This is a genomic window from Paraburkholderia ginsengisoli NBRC 100965, from assembly GCF_000739735.1.
In the GTDB taxonomy this organism is placed as follows: domain Bacteria; phylum Pseudomonadota; class Gammaproteobacteria; order Burkholderiales; family Burkholderiaceae; genus Paraburkholderia; species Paraburkholderia ginsengisoli.
On sequence record NZ_BBJF01000006.1, the window covers coordinates 314,318 to 336,197 of the forward strand.

Sequence of the window (21,880 nt, forward strand, 5' to 3'; positions counted from 1 at the left end):
GTGTCTCCGTCCTCTTCGCTCTGCATCGCTGTGCTTTTTATTGTCAGGCTTGCAGCGCGTCCCACATTTCCTTGTCGCGTTGCGCGGTCCAGATGCGCGGATGCGTGATGCCGCTCGCTTCGTCGAAAGCGCGCGACACGTCGAACGGCAGGCAATGCTCGTAGATGAACACGTGGCCGAACTTCGGGTCCATCGCCTGGCGCGTGAGCGCCATCGCGGCCTTCAGATCGAGCTTCTGCGCGACGGCTTCGCGGCCCTGCTGCAGCAGCGTGGTTACGAAGTCTTTCGTGTAATCGAGGCCCTTGTTCACGTCGTCCGGCGTGGTCAACGCGGGGCCGCGGCCCGGCACGAGCTTCTCGGCTTTCAGCGCGCGCAATGCTTCGAGCGTGGCCGGCCATTGTTCGAGTTGCGCGTCGCCGCAATAGCAGGCCGCGTCGTACTCGACCAGATCGCCGGAGAACAGCACCTTCTGCGACGGCAGCCACACGACCGTGTCGCCCTTCGTGTGGCCCGCGCCGAGATGCGCGATGCGCACTTCGAGCTTGCCGAGGAACAGCGTGATTTCCTTGTCGAACACGAGCGTCGGCCACGTGAGGCCCGGCACCGTTTCGACGCCGGCGAACAGACGCGGAAAGCGTTCGATCTCCGACTTCATGTCTGCCTCGCCGCGCTCGACGATCATCTCGTACGTGCCGCGGCTCGCGATCACCTGCTGCGCACCCTCGTCGAAATACGCTGACGCGCCGAGCACGCGCACCGCGTGGTAATGCGACAGCACGACGTATTTGATCGGCTTGTCGGTGACGCTGCGAATCTTTGCGATGAGGTCTTGCGCCATGGCCGGCGTCGCGGTGGTGTCGACGATCAACACGCCGTCGTCGCCGATGATCACGCCCGAGTTGGGATCGCCCTCGGCGGTGTACGCGTAGGCGTTGTCGGACAGCTTGGTCCACGTGACCGTCTTGACTTCCAGGTCGGCCTGGGATGCGAATGCCTTTGCCATGCTTGTCTCCCTCAAAAGTTGGACGTGAGGCGAGACGGCCGGCCGCGCACTCAAGCGTGGGCTGACGTACTGGAGGATTGTCTCGCCCCGTTTTGACTCTGTGACTGCGCCGGTATGTCGGGGTGAAGGCATCTTAGGGTTGGGCCGGTTTATTTGTCAATAGCGAAATATATCGCTATACGCAAATCGAAGAACACCTAAGATGAAGGCTGAACAGCTCGGGCATCGGCAGGACAGTCGCAGTCATTCGGTTAACATGGACCCTTTTTACGGACGAGCGCGGTGTGAGCAAAGCAGCGAAACTGGCCGCGGGCCAACGCGCACGCGGCGACGAGCCGGCGCCAGTCGGCAAGACGCAGCGCGGCATTCAGAGCGTCGAAGTGGGCGGACGCGTGCTGCTGGCGCTCGCCCAGGCGCGCACGCCGCTGGCGCTGTCCGATCTCGCGAGCGTCGCGCAGATCGCGCCGGGGCAGGCGCATGCGTACCTGGTGAGCTTGAGCCGCCTTGGGCTCATCAAGCGCGATGAACTGTCGGGCCGCTATGAGCCGGGGCCGCTATCGTTGCGGCTCGGTCTGCTGCACCTGGAAAACCAGCCGGCGTTTCGCGCCGCCGTGCCGCGCGTCGCGGCGCTGGCCGAAGCGATCGGCTTCAGCGTCGCGATCTGCATTGCCGGACCGCAGGGGCCGACCATCGTCCGCTATGAGCACGCGGGGTTTCCGCTGCACGTCAATCTGCATGTCGGCACGGTGATGTCGCTGCCGGCGACGTCGACAGGACGCGTGTTTTGTGCGTTCCTACCGAGCGATGCGCTGGGCTCGATGTGGGCGAATCAGTCGGGCTCAACGCATGCCGCGATGACACCGCCCAGCGAAAGCGCTGCCTTCGAAGCGGCGTTGAACGCGATCCGCACGCGCGGCCTCGAATCGAGCGTCGATGCACCGAGCCCCGGCATCAGCAGCCTGAGCGCGCCGGTGCTGGACGGCGACGGCCGCCTGCTGCTCGCGCTGACGGTGATCGGCTCGACCGGCGCGATCGACGTCTCCGCCGACGGCCCGATCGCTCGCGCGCTGCTCACCGCCGCGCACGAGATCGGCACCGAACTGACGGCCGTGCCTTCCCTCTCCCGTTCCTTCGCATCGTGACCGACCTTTCTCTCTCTTCATCCGCCGACGCGAAACCGCAGCGCGGCATCCAGTCGCTCGATAGCACCGGCGAGTTGCTGACCGCCCTCGTCACGGCGGCGCGGCCGTTGAGCTTGCGTGACCTCGCGGCCGCAGCCGGCATGCCGCCGGCGAAGGCGTTTCCGCATCTGGTGAGTCTGCTGAAAATCGGCTTGCTCGATCGTGATGCGGCAGGCTGTTTCGCAGCGGGGCCGCTCGCGCTGGAGTTGGGTTTGATCGGCTTGCAGCGTTTGTCGCCGACGCGTGAAGCCGAGCCCGAAGTGGTCGAGCTGGCGGCGTCCACCGGCATGAGCGTCGCGATGGCGGTGCTCGGGCCGCTCGGGCCGACCGTCGTGCGGCTGGAGGAATCGGCGCGGCCGCTGCATGTGAGCTTGCGGGTCGGCACGGTGATGTCGCTGGTGAACACCGCGATTGGCCGCGTATTCGCGGCGTACGTCGCCGACGACGTGCGCGTCGGCCTGCTTGCGCAGGATCATTTGCGGTTGGCGGGTGCCGGTGGGGCGGACGTGCTGGCAGGGAAAAGCGCGCAGGCGGCGCAACATGAGACCAGTGGCGAGGCAAACGAAACGCCCGGATTTGCACCACACGGCAAAGCCTACGCGCAGCGTCTCGCGCAAATCCGCGCGAACGGTATCGACACCGCGTTGAGTCGGCCCGTGCCCGGCATCAGCACATTGGCTGCGCCGGTGCTCGACCATACCGGCAGCATCTGTCTCGTGCTCGCATTGATGGGCCCGAGCGGCAGCTTCGATAGCGAACTGGCAGGCGGCCCGGCGCAGACGTTACGCGCGGCGACCTCGAGGTTGTCGCGAAGATTCGGGTGGATGGCGGCGGCTGTCGAGAAAGCCGATGTGTAGACTTCAACGCAAACCCGCGCGACTCAGTCTCCCGAACCCTCCGGCTCATGTGAGGCCAGGCGCGCCTTCGCATGCCGCATTTTTTCGAGCGTCTTCGGACCGGCCTTGAGCCCAACGCCGATGGCGAGCGCGTCCATGATGCACAGATGCACGAGCCGCGACACGCCCGGCGTATTCGGATCGATCGGACTCGGCACGCGCAGCAGCAGCGGAATATCGACGAGCCACGCGAGCCGCGAGCCGACATTGGTCAGCGCAATCGTCGTCGCGCCGCGTTCCTTCGCGATCTGAATGCTCTCGTTCACTTCGACGCTGCGGCCCGAATGCGAAATCGCAAACGCGACGTCGCCGGGTTCCATCAGACCAGCGTACAGGCGCTGCAAGTGCCCGTCGGTAAACGCGGTGGACGCAATGTCGATCCGCAGGAATCGTAATGCCGCATCTTGCGCGACGAGCCCCGAGCCGGAACCGACGCCGAAGAAAAACACCCGCCCCGCGCTCGACAACGCCGCAATCGCACTCTCGACCACCGCCGGGTCGAGTGCGCCACGCGCATGCGTGATGCCGTCGATCGCCGCCTCGCCGACTTTGTCCATCAAGGTCTGCACGTCGTCGTCGCGCGCCACCGCCGTCGACGCATACGGCAGGCCGCCCGCCACGCTCTGCGCCAGTTGCATCTTGAAGTCGCGTAGCCCATGCGCGCCGATCGCGCGGCAAAAGCGCGTGACGGAAGGCTCGGACACATCAGCGCGCTGCGCGAGTTCAGTGATGCTTGCGCGCATCGCGAAGTCGACGTCGCTCAGCACCATGTCGGCGACCTTGCGCTCGGCGGGCCGCAAGCCAGCAAGTGCGCTGCGGATGTGGGGAATCAGATTCGGTGCGGACACCCGGTGTTCCTTGAGGGTTAAATGAATCCGCGTCGCTCGCAGTTTCGATCGGCTTGAATCGCTTGAACGATCCCAAGCGGCAACACGCGGTTCAGACGAGCCTGCGTCCACTCTCCGTGTCGAACAGGTGAATATGCTCGGCCGGCAAGCGCAGCGTCACGCGCTGACCGGGCTCGACTTTCGAGCGCTGCCGAGTCGTCACGCACCACGTGTTGCCGCCTATTTTCCCGTACAAATGCGTCTCCGCGCCAGTCGGCTCGACCACTTCGACTTCGAGCGTGGCATCCGGCGTTGGCGTGACGGTTTCGATGTGCTCCGGCCGCACGCCAAGCGTGACCTTCGCGCCGGGCGTCGCCGAGTCAGGCTCGCTCTCCAGCGCGATCTGCGCGCCGTCCGCGAGTTGCAACGCAAGGCCTGGTCCCTGCACGCGATTCACGATCACACCTTCGGCGAAATTCATCGACGGCGAGCCGAGGAAGCTCGCGACGAACAGATTCGCCGGATGATCGTATAGCTCCAGCGGACGGCCAATCTGTTCGATGCGCCCGGCGTTCATCACGACAATGCGGTCGGCCATCGTCATCGCTTCGATCTGATCGTGCGTGACGTAGATCACCGTATTCTTCAGCCGCTGATGCAGCGCCTTGATTTCCGTGCGCATCTGCACGCGCAGCTTGGCGTCGAGATTCGACAGCGGTTCGTCGAACAGGAACAGCGACGGCTCGCGCACCACCGCGCGGCCCATCGCCACGCGTTGCCGCTGCCCGCCCGACAGCGCGCGCGGCAAGCGATCCAGATAGCCGCCGAGGTTCAGCATCTTCGCGGCGGCTTCGATGCGCGGCTTGAAACTTGCCGAGGATTCCTTACGAATACGCGGGCCGAACGCAATGTTCTCGTACACGGACAGATGCGGATAGAGCGCGTAGCTCTGGAACACCATCGAGATATTGCGTTGCTGCGGCGCGAGGCTGTTCGCCCGCGTGCCGCCGATCATCAGATCGCCGCCGCTGATCTCTTCGAGTCCGGCCACCATCCGCATCAGCGTGCTCTTGCCGCAGCCCGACGGCCCGACCAGCACGACGAACTCGCCGTCGTCGATGTCGAGATCGATGCCGTGCACGACTTGCGTGTCGCCATAGCGCTTGAAGATGCCGCTCAGTTGCACTGCTGCCATGCTGTCCTCTTTGTCTTGCTGCGTTGAGCCGGGTGTGCGTGGCTCGTGGTTACGTGAAGCGGTTCAGAGCGATTCGAGGGTCAGTTCTTCCGCCATCAGACGATTGCCGGCCATCAGCCCGCCGTCGACCGGCAACGCAACGCCGGTAATCACACGCGCCATCGGCGATGCGAGAAATAGCACCGCGTCGGCGATATCGTCGGGCGTCGCGAAGTCGCGCAACGGGTACCACTTTTTCAGATCCTCGAAGACCTGCGGGTTCTTGTCGACGCGCGCCTGCCATGCCTGCGTCTTCACGGTGCCAGGACAGACGATGTTGGCGCGAATCCCATAACGACCCAGCTCGATCGCGAGCGCCTTCGTGTAGCTGATGAGCCCGGCCTTCGCCGCGCTATACGCCGGATGACCGAGCGCGGCGAGTCCGTTCACCGAACCGATCAGCACCAGTGCGCCGCGCTGCCGTTCGATCATCGACGCGCGCACCGCCTCCACCGTGTGATACGTGCCGTTCAGATTCAGATGGATGTCGCGCTGCCAACTAGCGGCATCGGTGGTGGCGAGCGTGGCGCCGAACGCGGCGCCCGCGTTCGCGACCAGCACGTCAACCGGACCGCGCGTCGCGACCGCAGCGGCCACCGCTTGCTGCACCGCGGCGGCGTCGCCGAGATCGACGGCGATCGGCGTAACCTGCGCCACGCCGAGTTGCGCGGTCAACGCGCTGAGCGCGGCCGCGTCGACGTCGAGCGCCAGCACCGTATCGCCCTGCTCCACGAAGCGCTTGCACAGCACACTGCCGATACCGCCGCACGCGCCCGTTACCAACACCACACGATTCATGTCCGCCTCGCTCCTGAAGCTCGCCGCCGACGCCCCGCCGGCCGTGTAAATTTCCTACAAACCTGACGGCGGCTGATTTCTACGCCATCCCGAAGATTGGGTATCCGTCACATCACCGGATAAGGATCACCCCTGTTTTACAGCATCTTATGCACAAAATTGGCCGGGAAGAAATATCGCAGACCCTACGTGACAAGCAATTTTGCGTCATGTAGGATTTTTTCAAACAATCAACCCCAAGCAGCCGGCGACGGCAGCAGACCACCAAGGAGAGAGAAATGTCGTTGCATGCCCGTGCTTCCCTCGCGCTCGGCAAAGTTGCCGTGGCGCTCGCGTTTGCAGGTATCGCCGTCGCGGCTCACGCCGACACGGTCCGCGTCACCGTCGCTCACTACAGCGATGCGACCGCGCCGTACTTCGAAAAAATGGCCCGCAACTTCGAGAAGGCCAACCCCGGCACGACCATCAAGATCGAAGACGTGAACTGGGACACGCTGCAACAGAAGCTGCAAACGGACATTTCGGGCAACGCGAACGCCGACCTCGCGATCGTCGGCACGCGCTGGCTGCTCGACTTCGTGAAGGACGACGTAGCCGAGCCGCTCGACGGCTATATGGATGCGAACTTCAAGGGCCGCTTCATCGGTCCGTTCCTGGCGCCGGGTCAGATCAACGGCAAGACGTATGGCCTGCCGATCGCCGCTTCCGCGCGCGCGCTGTACTACAACAAGGATCTGCTCGCGAAGGTCGGCTACCCCGACGGCCCGAAGACCTGGGACGACGTGATCGACGCATCGAAGAAGCTGAAGGCGCAAGGCATTGCCGGCTTCGGCCTGCAAGGCAAGGAAATCGAAACCGACGTCTACTATTACTACGCGCTGTGGACCAACGGCGGCGACGTGGTCGGCAAGGACGGCAAGGCGGCGTTCAATTCGCCGGCGGGCATCAAGGCGGCCACGCTGTACAAGTCGATGATCGACCAGGGTCTGACGCAACCGGGCGTGACCGGCTACAGCCGTGAAGACGTGCAGAACCTGTTCAAGCAGGGCCGCGTCGCGATGATGATTTCCGCGCCGTTCCTCGCGAAGCAGATCAAGAAGGAAGCGCCGAATCTGAAGTACGGCATCGATCCGATCCCGATGGGCACGACGCACGCCACGTATGCGGTCACGGACTCGATCGTGATGTTCAAGAACTCGAAGGTGAAGAAGTCGGCGTGGAAGTTCCTCGACTATCTGTTCACGAAGGAACCGCGCGTCGAGTTCACCACGACCGAAGGCTTCCTGCCGACCACCAAGGCCGAGGCGACCGATCCGGCGTTCAACGATCCGGACACCAAAGCATTCGTTGCGTTGCTGCCGACCGCACACTTCGCGCCGACCGTGACCGGTTGGGAAGACACCGCGAAGGCCGTGACCGACTCGATGCAATCGATCTACCTCGGCAAGGCACAGCCGGCCGCGGCGTTGAATGCGGCGGCCGCGCAAGCGAACAAGTCGCTCGGTCATTGATCGCGTTGTAGTCCCGTGGTGATTTGCTGAACACGGAACGCGCGCCGCCGTTGCCCAGGGCGGCGCGCGTTGCGGTTGTCATGCACCTGGTTGTACCTGCTGCACTATCCGGCCCATCCCGTCGCGCCCGCCGAATTTCGTGGGCGCGTCTTACGATCGAGCACGCATGAGCCGTTCCGCTTCTTCGCGCTTGCAAGCGCCCTGGTTGCTGATTGCGCCGAGTTTAGTCCTGGCGCTCTTCATCATCAGCTATCCAATTTTCAACATCGTGTGGCAGTCGCTGCATGAAGTGTCGCGTTTCGGCGCGATTCGCGACTTCACCGGCCTGCAGAATTTCTACACGATCTTCAACGACCCGGTGTTCATTGCATCGGCCCGGCGTACGATCGTCTGGACCGTCTGCGTGGTCGGCGGCACGGTGCTGATTTCGGTGCCCGTCGCGCTGGTGCTGAACCAGGACTTCCATGGACGCGGCGTCGCGCGCACCATCGTGATGCTGCCGTGGTCCGTCTCGCTGACGATGACCGCCGTCGTCTGGCGCTGGGCCTTCAACGACGACTACGGCATGGTCAACGTCACGCTGCAGCGGCTCGGCCTGATCGGCGGTCCGATCCATTGGCTCGCGACACCGGAGCTCGCGTTTCCCGTCGAGATCGCGGTCGGCATTCTGGTGTCCATTCCTTTCACCGTGACGATCCTGCTCGGCGGTTTGTCGTCGGTGCCGGGCGACATCTACGAAGCCGCGCGCATCGACGGCGCGAGCGCGTGGCAGCAGTTTCGCAAGCTGACGATGCCGCTGCTGCGTCCGTTCATCAACATGACGATTCTGTTGAACGTGATCTACGTGTTCAACTCGTTTCCGATCATCTGGGTGATGACGCAGGGCGGCCCCGACAACAGCACGCACATTCTCGTGACCTATCTCTACGAGTTGGGCTTCCGTCTCGGCCGTCCCGGCGAGGCCGCTGCCGTCTCGCTGATCATGCTCGTCATGCTGTTCGTTTTCTCGATCGCCTATCTGCGCCTGCAGCCCGCGAAAGAAGGAGATCCGTCATGAGTCTCGACGCGAAGATGAAGCGCTCGCTGTGGTGCTGGCTCGCGCTGTCGCCGCTGGTGGTGGTCGTGCTGTTTCCGTTCGCGGTGATGCTGTTCACCGCGTTGAAGCCGGCTTCCGAGATCTTCGTTTATCCGGCGCGCTGGCTGCCGGTGCAATGGCAGTGGCGCAATTTCATCGACATGTGGGAAGCGGCCAATTTCGGCGTGGCATTGCGCAATAGCACGATCATCAGTTTGCTCTCGACGATGCTCGCGCTCGCGGTGAGCTTGCCGGCCGCGTATGCGCTGGCCCGTTTTCCGTTTCGCGGACGCGGCTTATATCGACAGTTTCTGCTCGTCACGCAGATGCTGTCGCCGATTCTGCTGGTGGTCGGCCTGTTCCGGCTGGCCGCGATGATCCCTTTCGGCGATGGCAACCTGGTCGACTCGAAGATTGGCGTGATCGTTTCGTACGCGGCGTTCAATATCGCGTTTGCGGTGTGGATGCTGTCGTCGTACTTTCAGACGGTGCCGCGCGATCTGGAAGAGTCGGCATGGCTGGAGGGATGTGGACGCACCAAGGCGGTGTTCAAGGTGTTCCTGCCGCTCGCGGTGCCGGCGATCGTCGTGACCGCGATTTTCACGTTCATCAATGCGTGGAACGAGTTCGCTGTCGTCTATACGTTGATTCGCTCGCCGGAGAACAAGACGCTCACCGTCCAGGTGACGGATATGGTCGCCGGGAAGTACGTCGTGCAATGGCACCTGGTGATGGCCGCCACGCTCTGTGCGACGCTGCCGGTTTCGATCGTGTTCGCGTGGTTGCAGCGGTATCTGGTGAAGGGACTGGCGTTGGGGGCGGTGAAGTGAGTGGGAGCAATGTGTGCATACGGCGAGCCGTCAATTCAACCCGATATTGACGGCCTGCCGCATCTAAAGCATTACTCGGTGCCGCGAACAATGCGCAAATCGCGTTCGACGCCGTCGCCCAGCGCTTCGAGCGCTTTCTTGTAGGCCTCGCTTTCGTAAGCGGCGACCGCCTGTTCGTAGCTCGCAAACTCGATGACGACCGTGCGTTCCTTCAAGCCCTGCTCGCGAACCTCGTCGGCCACGCCACGCACGATGAACTTGCCGCCGGCAGCGGCAACCGCCGGCGCGGCGAGTTGCGCGTAAGCGGCCAGCTTCGACGCGTCGTTCGTCTTGCGGTAGCTGCTTACCCAATATCCTTTGCTCATTTTCATCTCCTTGTTCTACGGTTCAAAAGCGCTCGAGGGCTTACATAGTAGCAAAGAGAGACTGGAACGTTGGTGTGCGTCGCGCAGCTGACTGTTAGCGTTTCGCGATTGCCGCTAACGCATCAGTCGCTCGCGTCCGACCACCGCGAAACTGAGCGCAACCGAGCCTGCGCGTACCACGCTCGGGGTTCCGGCGATTTTCGATGCCTGATTGGACGCTTGGGTCGTCGGCCCGTAAAGGTCCGGGCGGCGGCCTCTTAACCATTGCCGTCCGATGCTTTGGTCGGTGAGTGCGGCATCCACCTCTGCTGAAACGATCGCGCTTGATCCAGCGATGTTTCGAGCCAGGATGCGTCCAGACGGGTCCAGGATCATCGCGGTCTCGGCAGGATGTTCCAGATCGTTGTCGAACTCGACGCCGTCGCTGAACGCGACGAACATTCCGTTATCTCCGGCGCGAGCCGGTAGCCATCGACGCAGCCAGCCCGCAGAGTCGCATTGTCCGCCGACGCCTGCGCTTGTGGGTGCGCTTGTGGTTGCGCTTCTATTTGCGCTCGCAGCACGGCGCGCTGGGTCACCTCGAAGTCCGCGCTTCGTCGAAACCGCCTGAAGCCGGCCATTGTTCGCGCGGCTCATACCATATCGTCGATGCGGCGCGACGAGCAGCGTGGCGCCCATCAGCGCGATCATGCGGACATTCTCGATCAGATAGTTATCGGCGCCGATCAGGATGCCGATACGAACGCCCCACGCCGTATCGAACACGGTGAACCGATCTCCGCATCCGATACGCGGATGCTCGAACGCATACAGCTTGCGATGGCAATGACGCTGCCCGTCGGGCATGCAAATCACGTAACTGTTGAAGAGCCGCCCATCCTGCGCCCGCTCGATCAAACCGACACCCGCAGCCACTCCGGTGCGTGCGACCGCATCGGCGACCGCGCTGATTGCTGGCCCATCGCGCTGTTCGGCGAGCGCTTCAAGCTCGCGACGAGTGAGCGTCGCAAGGTCCGCCCCTCCGACTAGACAGCATTCAGGAAAAACCGCGAGACCGATCTGCTCGCGAGCGGCAAGCGCGAGCCAGTCCGTCACAAGCGTGACGTTACGCGATATCTCGTCACGCAGCGAAACCAGCGGGATAGTTGCAACACGCAGCATTGGAGCGGACACGATGAAACCCTCATGGCGTAAATCGTTGGAACGGCTCCATTGGACCCCTTGCGGTTCAATACGTAAAATGAATGTTTCGATGCGTTCGATAGGCTGACGGAATGGAACTGAAACTGCTACGCGCCTTCCTGAGCGTCGCCGAACTGCGTCACTTCGGCCGCGCTGCCGATGACCTGTGCGTCAGCCAACCCGCACTCAGCAAGCAGATCGTGGCGCTGGAATCGAGCCTCGGCGCACGCCTGTTCGAGCGCGGCCGACATGGCGCCGAACTCACGACCTTCGGCGAGGCATTTCTCGCCGACGCGACGGCCCTCGTCCGGGATGCGGATGAAATCCTCGCGCGCGCACGCGAGGCAAGCGGTGGAAAGCGCGGCTATCTGCGCGTCGGGCTCGGACTCTCCACCCTAAACTTCGCGCCGCCGCTGATCGCCGAATTCCGCAAGCTCTATCCAAACGTCAGCGTCACGCTCAACGATCTGTCTTCCGCCGAGCAAACCCGGCGCTTGCTTGCCGGCAAGCTCGACGTCGGCTTTCTGCGCCTGCTTGCCGACCCCGGACTGTCCACGTTGGCCGTGCTCGACGAGCAACTCGCGCTGGCGGTGCCCCAACAGTCGCGCTGGAAGCGCATCCCTGCCAGGCTGGATGACCTCAACGAGCCGGGCTTCATTGCGCTTGCGCGCGGGCGCGGCCCGGGGCTGGCCGCGCAAATCGATCGCTGGTGCGGCGCGCATGGCTTCGTGCCGCGCGTGATACAGCACACCGACGACATCCAGTCGGTCCTCGCGGCGGTCGCCGCCGGCGTTGGCGCGGCCTTCCTGCCGTCGCGTGTGCAGTACCTGCTGCGCGATGCGAGAGTGATGCCATTGCGCGATGCGGCCGCCCGGTGGCGAGTTGGTCTTGCATGGCAATCCACGCGCGATGATCCGGTGACTGCGCGCTTCGTTGAATTCGTGCGAGAGGCGGTGCGGTCGACGGGACGCACGGCTGCGGGAAAGTGACCGGGTTGGCGAGAGAGCTTTTTCTATTTCTTTCACATCCATTACTCGGACTTCAACGCCGGCCGCTATGGCCCGCGCCATCCTGAGCGTCATCCTCTCGCGTGTCCCTCATTTCAGTGGAATGTAAGACTCACCGCCACTGCATCGACCGTAAAAAAAGTTGGAATAAGCGGAAGCTCGACGTGTTCGCCTCTACATAAACGGCCGCGGACACCTGCACCGCGGATGCCAAAACAAGTACGCATGTGCCGTCGCAATTGCAAACGGTAAGTCGCGGCAGGTGGACATCGACGTATCTTTCATCATCTTGAGTCGGACACCTTTACTCACCAACTATTTAGGCATCCAAATGAAATCGAAACTCCTGATCGCGCTTTCGCTCATCGTTCTTGCGTCGGCGGGCGCCGTTACCCAGGCCTCCGCCAAAGAAAGCATGCACACGAAAACCCAGCAGTGTGTCGGTCCCGCCGGCTACTGCACGCCGTACTTCGGCAGTTAAGGAAGCGCGGCCTCAATCGCAACGTCGACCTCCTGGTTCATCACGCTTATCAAAAGGAATTTCATCATGAAAAACGCTCTTGTTGGTTTCGTTCTCGCTATCGGCACATTGGCCGCTCCTGCCCTTAGCTTCGCTCAATCGAATGATCCGTTGACTCGCGCCGAAGTACGTGCAGACCTGGTGCGCGTCGAACAAGCGGGCTACACCGTCGGGCTCGGCGACAACGCCACCTATCCCGCCGACATCCAGGCTGCCGAAGCGAAAGTCGCCGCACAAGCCGCTCCGCAATCGACGCAATCGGCGTATGGCGGCATGCCGCAAAACGGCAGTAGCGCATCCGGCTCGCACGCACGCAAGTCGACGAGCTCCGACTGCGTCGGTCCGGTCAGCTTCTGCAATCCTTTCTTCGGCAGCTAGGCCGTGCACGAGCGGAATGCCGCCCATTCCGTTCATGGTCGACCAGCCAGATCTGTTCAAAGTATTTCCTAACCGCCTATCGGAGTTTGTCATGAAGCTTTTGCCTCTCGTCGCCTTGTCATTGTCGGCGGTTCTTTTTGCGTCGACTGCCGTGATGGCGCAAGACGCCCCGTCGCACAACACGCCGGTCCGCAACATCGTCCTCGTTCATGGCGCATGGGTGGATGGATCGGGCTGGCAGCCGGTCTATAACCGGCTGACCCACGACGGCTACCACGTCACCATCGTGCAGGAGCCGTTGAGCTCTCTCGAAGACGACGTCGCCGCGACCCGGCGCGTTCTCGATCAGCAAAGCGGACCAACGATCCTCGTCGCGCACAGTTACGGCGGGTCCGTCATTAGCGAGGCCGGTGTGCACCCGGATGTTGTGGGCCTCGTGTATGTGGCCGCGCACGCGCCGGCAGTCGGCGAAGACGAAAGCGATCTCGGCAAAGGCATGCCGAGTTATACGTCGAAGCAGCAGGGCGCGATCATGAAGACCGCCGACGGCTATACCTCTTTGAATCCCGCGGACTTCCCGAAAGATTTTGCGGCCGACTTGCCGCTCAAGCAGGCTAAGTTCGAATCGCACGCGCAGATTCTGACGGCGGCAAAGGTCTTCTCGACGCCGCTCACGGCCGCTGCGTGGACCAGCAAGCCGAGCTGGGGCATCGTCGCGGCGGACGACAAGATCATCAGTCCGGACCTCGAACGTTGGTACTACGCACGGGCGCATAGCCACACAATCGAGTTAGCCGGCGCGAGCCATTCGGTCTATGAATCGCGGCCGAAGGAAGTCGTCGCGGTGATCGAGGACGCGGCGAAGCATGCCGAACAGTGACATGCCGGTATCGAATGCGAGAACGGGCGATGCGTGCGGATACAGCACGCCGCCTCAATTGCCAGTGACGACATGAAACGCCCGTCCCCCGACCCGCAACCCCAATCCCAATACCGCACCTCTTTCCTCGCCCATCAAGACGCCTTAGCTATTAAGCGCTTTGTGCACTACGATTGCCTTTGCACGTTTCGAGCTTGACTACGTGACGCCCAAGCGAATCACAAAGGAGATAATCGAATGAGCGAGCACTATGGGTTGTTTTGTCCGTGCTGCGGCAGCGCGGAGCATCGTGCAATGAGTCGTCGAACTTTCATGAGTCTTATCGCCGGCACTGCCGCCGGACTCGCAATGCCCGCGGCTTTTGCAGACACACAAGCGGTACCGTCGATTGCTTACGATTCGGTTGCCGATCCCGTTCATTTGCCCAAAGATACCTACTTCGGCGAATGCTCCGGCGTGGCCCTCAACTCGCGCGGACACATCTTCGTTCTGTCGCGCGGCAACACCAACGGACCCGCCTATGGGGCGGCCGCCGCGCAACTCCTGGAGTTCGCGCCCGATGGACGTTTCGTCCGTGAAATAGGCCACAATCTGTACGCGTGGTCGTTCGCCCATACGGTCAAGGTGGACCGCCAGGACAACGTCTGGGTGACCGACAAGGGCTCCGACATGGTCATCAAGTTCACGCCGGACGGCCGCGTCGCTATGGTGTTCGGCCGCAAGCAGGAAGCCGCCGACGAGGAAACCGGCCCGCTCAAGCATCCCAATCCGCCACTACCCTCCGAGCCCGGCCGCTTCCGTCAGGTGACCGACGTCGCGTGGGACGCCGCTGGCAACACGTACATCAGCGACGGCTATATCAACTCGCGCGTCGCGAAAGTCGATCGCGACGGCAACTGGCTGAAATCATGGGGCGACCGTGGCACGGGCCCGGGTCAGTTTCATACGCCGCACAGCATCGCCGTCGATGCGCACGACAACGTCTACGTCGCGGACCGCAGCAACCGGCGCATTCAGGTGTTCGACACCGAAGGCACGTTTCTGCGCCAATTCACCATCGACGTTCCCGTGCCGCCCGATGCGCGCCCGGCTATCGGCAACATGCCGGACGAAGCGGCGATCGCAGCCGGCACGTTCGCGCCCGGCTCGCCGTGGGCGATCTGCATTTCGCCGGGACCGAATCAGGTGCTTTATAGCGCCGACGCGTTTCCGGGGCGCATCTACAAGATGACGCTCGACGGTAAAGTACTGGGCGTGCTCGGCAAAGCAGGCAAGCAGCCGAAACAGTTCGGCTGGATTCATCAAATGGCCTGCCCGTCGGAGAACGTGCTGTTCGTCGCGGAACTGCTGAACTGGCGCGTGCAGAAGCTGATTCTGCATGCGTGAGCGCGGCACTCGCCTGCCCCATCACTCATCAATCGATAAAGGCTGAAGTCCCTTTGAAATTCGACACGACAACTGTTCGGCTGGTCCTCGCGATCGTCGAGGAAGGCAGCATCTCGCGCGCCGCCGACAAGCTCAGTCTCGCCGTGGCCGCCGCGTCACGGCGCGTGTCGGATTTCGAAGAGCAACTCGGCGCGAAGCTGTTCAAACGCGTGCCGCACGGCGTCGAGATCACCGAATCGGGGGTCAAGCTGCTGGAGTATGTACGGCAGATCGACAACCTGATCGACCGGCTCGAAGGCGACGCGCAGGCACTCAATCACGGTCTCGACGGCCGCATTATCATCGGCGCGCCGAAGGCCGTCGTGATCCAGTTCCTTGCTCGCGAGATCTCCGTAATCCAGCGCAAGTATCCCGGCATTACGCTGAAGATCGTCGAGGAGAACAGCAAGATCGTGCAGCAACTGCTGCGCGACAAAGTGATCGACGTGGGCATCTACGAGAAGAAAAGCGGCTTTCTCGATCTCGCGAAGTCGCCGTATCGGGACGACCGGCTCGTGCTCGTCTATAGCCGCGCGCATTTCCAGTTTCGCGACGGGCCGCTCGGCATCGACGACATTCTCGATCTGCCGATCGTGAGTCTCGGCAAGGGCTCGGCGGTATTGTCGGCAGTGCAGCGCGCGTATCGCAGCCGGGGACGGCTGTTTGCCAATAACTTCACCGCCAGCGGTTTCGACACGATGCTCACCATGGTGCGCCACGGCCTCGGGGTCGGCCTGATGCCGCCCGACGTGCTGCTCAGTTTTCATCCCGAGAAAGCGCTCGCGTCGGCCGAGTTGCAAGGTGACTGGCATCAGCGCAGCTACGTGCTGTCGTGCGTCGAAGGACATGCGCAAGAACAGACGCTGCGCAACGTGGTGGCCGAGTTGCTCGGCGCCACGGGTTAATCGGGCGGCGCGGTCCGGTTTCGCGGCTCGCGAAACCAGACATGACCGGACCATTCTTGCGGCGGCCTGTCGAGTCGGCGACAGTGGGGCATAACGATTAGCCGGAGACGAACCATGCCCCACGACCTTGACGCGCCCGCCGCGACTTCGGTCCTGTCCCGGCCGCCCTGAGCGCCCCGCGCTGCGTCGCGACCTTCCAGATCACTCTCATAGACCGTTGCATGGCCCGGGCAGCGCTTGCACGTCCTGTTGCTTGACGCTACGTCACGCTCGTCAAGCCCGGCCGCAATCTCCGCATGCCTCGACACGCCAACCGCCCGCTCCTCGACGACGCACGCGGACGGTTGACCCAGTCCCTCCCCAAAAGGAACCTCGATATGACCGAATCGAAACATCTGCCGCTGCAAGGCATCCGCGTGCTGGACGTGAGCCAGGTGATGGCGGGCCCGTTCGCCTGCATGCTGCTGGCCGACCTGGGCGCGGACGTCATCAAGGTCGAGCCGCCGGAAGGCGACCAGACTCGCGGTGCGATGGGCTTCAAGATGAAAGGCCCCGACAGCATGGGCTTCCTGAACATGAACCGCAACAAGCGCTCGCTGACACTCGATCTCAAGAGCGACGAAGGACGCGAGTTCTTCTACAAGCTGGCGGAGACCGCCGACGTGATCGTCGAAAACTACCGGCCCGGTGTCGTGCAGCGTCTGGCCATCGACTACGAGTCGATCAGGAAGATCAATCCGAAGATCGTCTACGTGAGCATCTCCGGCTTCGGGCAGAGCGGACCGTGGGCCTCCCGGCCGGGCTTCGATCTGATGGCGCAGGCGATGTCCGGCGTGATGAGCGTGACCGGGTACAAGGGCGGCAAGCCCGTGAAGGCGGGCGTACCGGTGGCCGACATCGGTTGCGCGTTGTTCGCGGTGTACGGCCTGCTGTCCGCCTACATCGGCGCGCAGAAGACCGGCGAGGGTCAGCACATCGATGCCTCGCTATTCGATTCGGTAATGGCGTTTTCGATCTGGGACATGTCGGAGTACTGGGGCACGGGTGTGCCGCCGACCCCGCTCGGCACCAGCAACAAGATGAGCGCGCCTTATCAGGCAGTGAAAGCGCGCGACGGCTACTTCGTGATGGGCGCGACGAACCAGAAGCTGTGGGCCCGGCTGTGCGAATTGCTGCAACGGCCCGACCTCGTCGAGCACGCCGACTATGCCAGCGTGTCGCTGCGCCTGAAAAATCGCGAGGCGATGATCGAAGTCCTGGAACAAGAATTCGCGAAGCGCGACAGCGCTGAATGGGTCGACGCCATGCTCGCCGCCGGCATTCCCGCCGGCCCGATCCTGAGCTATCCGGAGGCATTCGAAAGCGAACATGCAACGCATCGCCGCATGTGCATGGAGATCGACCATCCGCACGAAGGCAAGGTGAAGAACATCGGCTTTCCGGTCAAGATGCTCGGCACGCCGCAGACGGTGAGGCGCCATCCGCCGCTGCTCGGCGAGCATAACGACGAAATCTTCGCCGAAATCAACGGGACCGCATCATGAGCGAGCCCATCACACTCACGCTTCATGCTTCGAGCGCGGCGGAGATCGTGATCGATCGCCCCGAGCGGCACAACGCGATGACGCTCGCCATGTACGAGTCGTTGCTCGCGCTGATCGCCCAGTGTGAACGCAACGCCGACGTTCGCTGCATCCTGTTTCGCGGCGCGGGTGGCAAGTCGTTCATTGCCGGCACCGACATCGCATACTTCAAGGACTTCCGCGCGGGAAGCGACGGCGTCGCGTATGAAGCCTTCGTCGAACGCGTGATCGATACGGTCGAACGCATTGCGCTGCCCACCGTCGCCGTCATCGACGGCTGGGCCGTGGGCGGCGGTCTCGCGCTCGCGACGGCTTGCGACTTCAGGCTGTGCAGCGACGCATCGCGCTTCGGCGCACCGATCGCGAAGACGCTGTCGAACACGCTGTCGTCGCGCAATCTCGCGCGGCTTCACGCGGCGCTCGGCGTGCCGCGTGTGAAGAAGATGCTGCTGCTCGCGGAGTATCTGAGCGCCGCTGAAATGCTGGAATGCGGGTACGTCCACCACGTTTGCTCGCCGGACGCATTGCAGGACGCCGCTCATGCGCTCGCGCAACGGTTGATCGCGCTGTCGCCGGTCACGCAGAAGGCGGTGAAGGAGAGCCTGCGCCGCATCGTCGTCGAACAGCGGCTCGACGACGATGATCTGATCGAAGAGGTGTACGGCAGTCCCCGCTTCAGGGACGCCGTGCTCGCCTTCACCTCGGGTTCGTCGAAATAACAAGAATGCACAACGTGGAGTGAGACATGAAACGATTGCAGCTCAAGGCGACCACCACCGTCCTGCTGATGTTGTGCCTGATGTACTTCATCACTTACGTCGATCGCGTGAACATCAGCACCGCGGCCGGCCAATTCAAAACCGAACTCGGACTGAGCAACACCCAGCTCGGCTTCATTTTCTCGGCGTTCGCGTATCCGTACGTGGTGTTCCAGTTCATCGGCGGCTGGGTCAGCGACCGCTTCGGCGCGAAGCGCACGCTGATCGCCTGCGCGTTCATCTGGGCGGTGGCGACCACGCTGACGGGACTAGCGGGCGGCTTCGCGACGCTCGTCGCGGCGCGTTTGCTGCTCGGGCTCGGCGAGGGCGCGACCTTCCCCGCGTCGACCAGCGCGATGGCGTCATGGGTGAAGAAAGACCGGCGTGGCCTCGCGCAAGGCATCACGCATTCGTCGGCGCGGCTCGGCAACGCCGTCGCGCCGATGCTCGTGCTCGCGTTGATGACCGCGTTCGACTGGCGCTTTGCGTTCTACCTGCTAGGCGCGCTGAGTTTCGGCTGGCTCGTGCTGTGGTACATCACGTACACCGAGAAGCCCGCGGATCATCCACGCATCACGGCCGAGGAAATTCACAGTCTGCCGCCGCCGCGAGTGCGGCCGGTCGAAGCGCCGGGCACATGGGCGCGGCTTTATCGGCGTCTTCTGCCGGTCTCGGCCGTGTACTTCTGCTACAACTGGATTCTGTGGCTGATGCTCGACTGGATGCCGCTCTACTTCATGCACAGCTTCCATCTGAACATCAAGAAGGCGGTCATCTTCACGTCGGGCGTGTTCATTGCGGGCGTGTTCGGCGATCTGGTCGGCGGACTGATCAGCGACCGCCTGTTGCGCCGTACCGGCAATCTGAAACTCGCGCGCAGTCTTCTGGTCGCGTTCTGCATGACGATGACCGGCCTCTCGCTGATCCCCGTCGTGCTGATCCACGATCCGATGTATTCGCTGATCTTCCTCGCCGCCGCGATGTTCTTCAACGAAATGAACATCGGCCCGATGTGGGCCATTCCAATGGACATCGCGTACGACCGCTCGGGCACCGCAAGCGGCATCATGAGCGGCACGGGCTTCACGGCGGCGATCGTCAGTCCGGTGGTGGCCGGCTATCTGATCGATCGACTCGGCAACTGGAACGTCACCTTCCTCTTGTCGATCGGCGTGATGGCTTGCGGGGTGCTGCTGACTTTCGTCATGAAGCCGGATGCGCCGTTCGTCGCCGGTCCGAAGCCCGCGACGCCTGCGCCGCGTGCGGGTCGCGAGGCTGCTTTTCCGCTCGCCGACAAGCGTTGAAAGCGCGCGACGAGAACTTCGCGAGCGCGGCCGATTCGACGCCGTGCTCGCGAAGCGACTGTGTGGAACGGTTCACTGCATCAGCGCGCTAGCGGCCGAGTACCTTGTCGAAGTCGGTATCCAGCTTCGCCAGCGAACCCGCGATATGCGCGCGGTTGTCCTTGATCCACTGATCCTGCTGCGCGACGCGCGCGTTCGCCTCTTTCAGCATGCGTGCCATTTCGGCGGGTTGCGGACCGCCCGTCGTCGCGCGATTGTTCACGATCGCCACCGGATTCAGCGTCGCGCGGAACTCGGCTTCGCTCATCGGCAGATCGCCGGCATACTGCGTGCCGGCTACCGTCTCCCGATAGATGCGTTGCGCGTCGGCGTACGGAAAGTCGAGCGGCTTGATGTCCTTCTGCCGCGCATACTCGACTACATTCGACGCGAAATGATGGCCGACCCGGAACGGCAGCTTGTATTTGCGCATCAGGACGTCCGCGATTTCCTGCGACGCGGTCCAATCGCTATTCAGTTCTTCGAGCGCACGTTCAGGGTTGATCACAAGCGCGTTCATCACCGTTTGCCAGCCTTTGAGCGCAGCGATGCCGCTGTCGATCATCTCGCTGTTGGCCTTCACGTCCTTCGGATCGCTCATGCCGGGCGGCAGATTGTGCGCCTCCATGACGACGCCCTCGGCCTGCGCCAACGCGGTGGACGCGTCCGTGCGCGTGCGGATCAGCAGCCCGGGGTTGCGCTTTTGCGGCATCGCGCTCGACACATATGTATTGACGCCGCCTTCCTGCAACAGAATCCAGGGACGCGACTCGGCATATTGCGTCATCACGTCCTGAATGAAGCTGCCGGTATGCAGCGCCACGCTCGTGACGATTGCACCGGCTTCGACCGGTTCGTCGACCGACGAGATTTGCGATGCGTCGTACGCGTTGTCGACGATCGCATTGAAGCCGAGATAGTGCGCCATGCGTTCGCGATTCAACGGCCAGCTCGTGCCGTTGAGCACTGTCGTGCCCATCGACGACCGATCGACACGCTTATACGCTTCACGAATGCGCTGCGCGTCGCGATCCAGTCCCGCGGCGAAGCCCAGCAAGTAATGACCGTAGCTGTTCGGCTGCGCCGCCACGCCGTTCGTGTAGTTCGGGACGACAGTTGCCGCGTATTGACCCGCGAGACGCACTAGCGTCGCGGTCGTGCGGTTCAGTTGATCGGCGAGGTTCAGCAGGTCGTCACGCAGAATCGCCGAGCGATACGTGGCGTGCATGTCCTGGCTGGAGCGCCCAGCGTGCAGCAGCGTGACGTCCTCGCCCGCCGCCTTGATCAGCAGCGGTTCGAACGTGATGACCGTGGCCGGACGTTTCGCGCCGGGCTGATTGCCGTCGGCGATCACCTTCGCGACGCCCGCGGCGAGGCGCGGGGCCATCGTCCTGTCGAGCAGGCCTTCGTCGGTGTTGATGACCACCGTGGCCTTGTTGATTTCGCCGAGCCAGAAGAATTCGTCGCGAGGCGGCGTTTGCTGGGCAAAGGAGGGAGAAGCGGAGAGGAGAACGACTGCGGGGAAAGTCCAGGCGAGTAATCTCATGTCGGGCGCGCGTGAGTTCGAATGCGCCTGATTATATGTTCGCCGTTGGTTCGACGTTCGTCGTCAGAGCCGCTTCCGACGAACGCCTTTGCACGCGATAACGTTCATGCTCACGCCCGCTTGCATACGGGCGCGAGCGCGGAGCGCTCAATCGTAATGACGATGCTTGTAATGGCGCTTGCCGGAACGGTAGCCGCGCGAGTAGTCGTCCGCGTAGGAGTTCGAGCGCGAGACGTTGCCGCCGAGCGCCGAACCCGCGCCGCCGCCCAGCGCCGCGCCGACGAGGCCGCCGCTGCGGCCGCCCATTGCATTGCCGGCCGCGGTGCCCGCACCGCCGCCCAACGCGCCGCCGATGATCGCGCCCGTACGCTCGCGGCGATTCGACGTGACCGCGCCGCCGGCGCCGCCACCAACCGCGCCGCCGATGACGGCGCCCGTGCTGCCGCCCACCGCGCCACCCAGCGCCGCGCCGGCCACACCGCCGAGCGCGCCGCCCAGCATGTTGTTCATATCGCCGGCCACTGCCGACAACGAGGCCGCAGCGGTCAATGCAGCAACGGCAACCATCCGGATGAATTTCTTCGACATAACAGGTCTTTTGTTTTCTTGAGACGGCGCCGAGTATAACCGGCC

The 21,880-nt window shown here is 63.1% G+C and carries 22 protein-coding genes; 14 read left to right on the top strand and 8 right to left on the bottom strand.

The annotated features are described in order from the left end of the window. Window positions 1–43 precede the first annotated feature (43 nt). Window positions 44–1,003: an MBL fold metallo-hydrolase gene (locus BGI01S_RS14390; protein WP_042326431.1), complete on the bottom strand. Its 960-nt coding sequence runs from the start codon at window positions 1,001–1,003 to the stop codon at window positions 44–46. A 284-nt stretch (window positions 1,004–1,287) separates the two neighbouring features. Between BGI01S_RS14390 and BGI01S_RS14395 the strand changes: the two genes are divergently transcribed. Both BGI01S_RS14395 and BGI01S_RS14400 read left to right on the top strand, forming a co-directional pair. Then, window positions 1,288–2,145, top strand: a complete 858-nt coding sequence (locus tag BGI01S_RS14395; RefSeq protein ID WP_084585371.1) for an IclR family transcriptional regulator — start codon at window positions 1,288–1,290, stop codon at window positions 2,143–2,145. Continuing rightward, on the top strand, window positions 2,142–3,041 hold the full coding sequence (locus tag BGI01S_RS14400; RefSeq protein WP_042326433.1) for an IclR family transcriptional regulator: 900 nt from the start codon (window positions 2,142–2,144) through the stop codon (window positions 3,039–3,041). The genes BGI01S_RS14395 and BGI01S_RS14400 overlap by 4 nt, the downstream gene beginning before the upstream one ends. A 23-nt stretch (window positions 3,042–3,064) precedes the next feature. Here BGI01S_RS14400 and BGI01S_RS14405 read toward each other — a convergent pair whose 3' ends face one another. From BGI01S_RS14405 to BGI01S_RS14415, 3 genes are all read right to left on the bottom strand, one after another. Beyond that, entirely contained in the window at window positions 3,065–3,928 is an 864-nt protein-coding gene (locus tag BGI01S_RS14405) for a MurR/RpiR family transcriptional regulator (RefSeq protein WP_042326434.1), read from the bottom strand. A gap of 91 nt (window positions 3,929–4,019) precedes the next feature. Continuing rightward, window positions 4,020–5,102 (bottom strand): ABC transporter ATP-binding protein, encoded by a 1,083-nt coding sequence (locus tag BGI01S_RS14410; RefSeq protein ID WP_042326435.1) that lies wholly within the window; start codon window positions 5,100–5,102, stop codon window positions 4,020–4,022. 63 nt (window positions 5,103–5,165) lie between these two features. After that, entirely contained in the window at window positions 5,166–5,939 is a 774-nt protein-coding gene (locus BGI01S_RS14415; protein WP_042326436.1) for an SDR family oxidoreductase, read from the bottom strand. Between the two features lie 278 nt (window positions 5,940–6,217). Between BGI01S_RS14415 and BGI01S_RS14420 the strand changes: the two genes are divergently transcribed. From BGI01S_RS14420 to BGI01S_RS14430, 3 genes are all read left to right on the top strand, one after another. Continuing rightward, window positions 6,218–7,450 (top strand): ABC transporter substrate-binding protein, encoded by a 1,233-nt coding sequence (locus tag BGI01S_RS14420; protein WP_042326437.1) that lies wholly within the window; start codon window positions 6,218–6,220, stop codon window positions 7,448–7,450. Window positions 7,451–7,616: 166 nt separating this feature from the next. Then, window positions 7,617–8,507 carry a carbohydrate ABC transporter permease gene (locus BGI01S_RS14425; protein WP_042326438.1) on the top strand — a complete coding sequence of 297 codons (891 nt, stop codon included), beginning with the start codon at window positions 7,617–7,619 and terminating at the stop codon, window positions 8,505–8,507. After that, entirely contained in the window at window positions 8,504–9,355 is an 852-nt protein-coding gene (locus tag BGI01S_RS14430; RefSeq protein WP_042326439.1) for a carbohydrate ABC transporter permease, read from the top strand. The genes BGI01S_RS14425 and BGI01S_RS14430 overlap by 4 nt, the downstream gene beginning before the upstream one ends. Before the next feature lie 71 nt (window positions 9,356–9,426). On the opposite strand, the gene BGI01S_RS14435 is transcribed toward BGI01S_RS14430, so the two are convergent. Beyond that, the gene (locus tag BGI01S_RS14435; protein ID WP_042326440.1) at window positions 9,427–9,720 is read right to left on the bottom strand and encodes a DUF1330 domain-containing protein; all 294 of its coding nucleotides are present in this window, start codon (window positions 9,718–9,720) and stop codon (window positions 9,427–9,429) included. 114 nt (window positions 9,721–9,834) lie between these two features. Further along, window positions 9,835–10,881: a nitrilase-related carbon-nitrogen hydrolase gene (locus BGI01S_RS14440; protein WP_042326441.1), complete on the bottom strand. Its 1,047-nt coding sequence runs from the start codon at window positions 10,879–10,881 to the stop codon at window positions 9,835–9,837. Between the two features lie 113 nt (window positions 10,882–10,994). Between BGI01S_RS14440 and BGI01S_RS14445 the strand changes: the two genes are divergently transcribed. From BGI01S_RS14445 to BGI01S_RS14480, 9 genes are all read left to right on the top strand, one after another. Further along, complete coding sequence (locus tag BGI01S_RS14445; protein ID WP_042326442.1) at window positions 10,995–11,891, top strand: LysR family transcriptional regulator; 897 nt, start codon at window positions 10,995–10,997, stop codon at window positions 11,889–11,891. A gap of 349 nt (window positions 11,892–12,240) precedes the next feature. Continuing rightward, the gene (locus BGI01S_RS30190; protein ID WP_157004175.1) at window positions 12,241–12,390 is read left to right on the top strand and encodes a hypothetical protein; all 150 of its coding nucleotides are present in this window, start codon (window positions 12,241–12,243) and stop codon (window positions 12,388–12,390) included. 66 nt (window positions 12,391–12,456) lie between these two features. Next, the gene (locus BGI01S_RS14450; protein ID WP_042326443.1) at window positions 12,457–12,807 is read left to right on the top strand and encodes a DUF4148 domain-containing protein; all 351 of its coding nucleotides are present in this window, start codon (window positions 12,457–12,459) and stop codon (window positions 12,805–12,807) included. Between the two features lie 91 nt (window positions 12,808–12,898). Then, window positions 12,899–13,687, top strand: coding sequence for an alpha/beta hydrolase (locus BGI01S_RS14455; RefSeq protein WP_042326826.1), 789 nt, complete (start codon window positions 12,899–12,901; stop codon window positions 13,685–13,687). A 237-nt stretch (window positions 13,688–13,924) separates the two neighbouring features. After that, a complete protein-coding gene (locus tag BGI01S_RS14460; RefSeq protein WP_042326444.1) occupies window positions 13,925–15,073 on the top strand; it encodes a peptidyl-alpha-hydroxyglycine alpha-amidating lyase family protein in 1,149 nt (382 codons plus the stop codon). A 53-nt stretch (window positions 15,074–15,126) separates the two neighbouring features. Further along, complete coding sequence (locus BGI01S_RS14465; protein WP_042326445.1) at window positions 15,127–16,017, top strand: LysR family transcriptional regulator; 891 nt, start codon at window positions 15,127–15,129, stop codon at window positions 16,015–16,017. 377 nt (window positions 16,018–16,394) lie between these two features. After that, window positions 16,395–17,561, top strand: coding sequence for a CaiB/BaiF CoA transferase family protein (locus BGI01S_RS14470; protein ID WP_042326446.1), 1,167 nt, complete (start codon window positions 16,395–16,397; stop codon window positions 17,559–17,561). Continuing rightward, window positions 17,558–18,319 carry an enoyl-CoA hydratase gene (locus BGI01S_RS14475; RefSeq protein WP_042326447.1) on the top strand — a complete coding sequence of 254 codons (762 nt, stop codon included), beginning with the start codon at window positions 17,558–17,560 and terminating at the stop codon, window positions 18,317–18,319. Before BGI01S_RS14470 ends, BGI01S_RS14475 begins: the two co-directional genes overlap by 4 nt. A 26-nt stretch (window positions 18,320–18,345) precedes the next feature. Further along, a complete protein-coding gene (locus tag BGI01S_RS14480; protein ID WP_042326448.1) occupies window positions 18,346–19,662 on the top strand; it encodes an MFS transporter in 1,317 nt (438 codons plus the stop codon). An 88-nt stretch (window positions 19,663–19,750) separates the two neighbouring features. On the opposite strand, the gene BGI01S_RS14485 is transcribed toward BGI01S_RS14480, so the two are convergent. Both BGI01S_RS14485 and BGI01S_RS14490 read right to left on the bottom strand, forming a co-directional pair. Beyond that, complete coding sequence (locus tag BGI01S_RS14485) at window positions 19,751–21,247, bottom strand: argininosuccinate lyase (RefSeq protein WP_042326449.1); 1,497 nt, start codon at window positions 21,245–21,247, stop codon at window positions 19,751–19,753. Window positions 21,248–21,394: 147 nt separating this feature from the next. Next, complete coding sequence (locus BGI01S_RS14490; RefSeq protein ID WP_042326450.1) at window positions 21,395–21,835, bottom strand: hypothetical protein; 441 nt, start codon at window positions 21,833–21,835, stop codon at window positions 21,395–21,397. Between the last annotated feature and the right edge of the window lie 45 nt (window positions 21,836–21,880).

What these genes read in the sequence shown, in the direction of transcription:
- BGI01S_RS14440 (WP_042326441.1), bottom strand. Translation starts at nt 10,881, where the DNA reads ATGCTGCGTGTTGCAACTATCCCGCTGGTTTCGCTGCGTGACGAGATA.
- BGI01S_RS14455 (WP_042326826.1), top strand. Translation starts at nt 12,899, where the DNA reads ATGAAGCTTTTGCCTCTCGTCGCCTTGTCATTGTCGGCGGTTCTTTTT.
- BGI01S_RS14460 (WP_042326444.1), top strand. Translation starts at nt 13,925, where the DNA reads ATGAGCGAGCACTATGGGTTGTTTTGTCCGTGCTGCGGCAGCGCGGAG.
- BGI01S_RS14430 (WP_042326439.1), top strand. Translation starts at nt 8,504, where the DNA reads ATGAGTCTCGACGCGAAGATGAAGCGCTCGCTGTGGTGCTGGCTCGCG.
- BGI01S_RS30190 (WP_157004175.1), top strand. Translation starts at nt 12,241, where the DNA reads ATGAAATCGAAACTCCTGATCGCGCTTTCGCTCATCGTTCTTGCGTCG.
- BGI01S_RS14450 (WP_042326443.1), top strand. Translation starts at nt 12,457, where the DNA reads ATGAAAAACGCTCTTGTTGGTTTCGTTCTCGCTATCGGCACATTGGCC.
- BGI01S_RS14470 (WP_042326446.1), top strand. Translation starts at nt 16,395, where the DNA reads ATGACCGAATCGAAACATCTGCCGCTGCAAGGCATCCGCGTGCTGGAC.
- BGI01S_RS14485 (WP_042326449.1), bottom strand. Translation starts at nt 21,247, where the DNA reads ATGAGATTACTCGCCTGGACTTTCCCCGCAGTCGTTCTCCTCTCCGCT.
- BGI01S_RS14475 (WP_042326447.1), top strand. Translation starts at nt 17,558, where the DNA reads ATGAGCGAGCCCATCACACTCACGCTTCATGCTTCGAGCGCGGCGGAG.
- BGI01S_RS14420 (WP_042326437.1), top strand. Translation starts at nt 6,218, where the DNA reads ATGTCGTTGCATGCCCGTGCTTCCCTCGCGCTCGGCAAAGTTGCCGTG.
- BGI01S_RS14410 (WP_042326435.1), bottom strand. Translation starts at nt 5,102, where the DNA reads ATGGCAGCAGTGCAACTGAGCGGCATCTTCAAGCGCTATGGCGACACG.
- BGI01S_RS14490 (WP_042326450.1), bottom strand. Translation starts at nt 21,835, where the DNA reads ATGTCGAAGAAATTCATCCGGATGGTTGCCGTTGCTGCATTGACCGCT.
- BGI01S_RS14445 (WP_042326442.1), top strand. Translation starts at nt 10,995, where the DNA reads ATGGAACTGAAACTGCTACGCGCCTTCCTGAGCGTCGCCGAACTGCGT.
- BGI01S_RS14480 (WP_042326448.1), top strand. Translation starts at nt 18,346, where the DNA reads ATGAAACGATTGCAGCTCAAGGCGACCACCACCGTCCTGCTGATGTTG.
- BGI01S_RS14435 (WP_042326440.1), bottom strand. Translation starts at nt 9,720, where the DNA reads ATGAGCAAAGGATATTGGGTAAGCAGCTACCGCAAGACGAACGACGCG.
- BGI01S_RS14425 (WP_042326438.1), top strand. Translation starts at nt 7,617, where the DNA reads ATGAGCCGTTCCGCTTCTTCGCGCTTGCAAGCGCCCTGGTTGCTGATT.
- BGI01S_RS14390 (WP_042326431.1), bottom strand. Translation starts at nt 1,003, where the DNA reads ATGGCAAAGGCATTCGCATCCCAGGCCGACCTGGAAGTCAAGACGGTC.
- BGI01S_RS14415 (WP_042326436.1), bottom strand. Translation starts at nt 5,939, where the DNA reads ATGAATCGTGTGGTGTTGGTAACGGGCGCGTGCGGCGGTATCGGCAGT.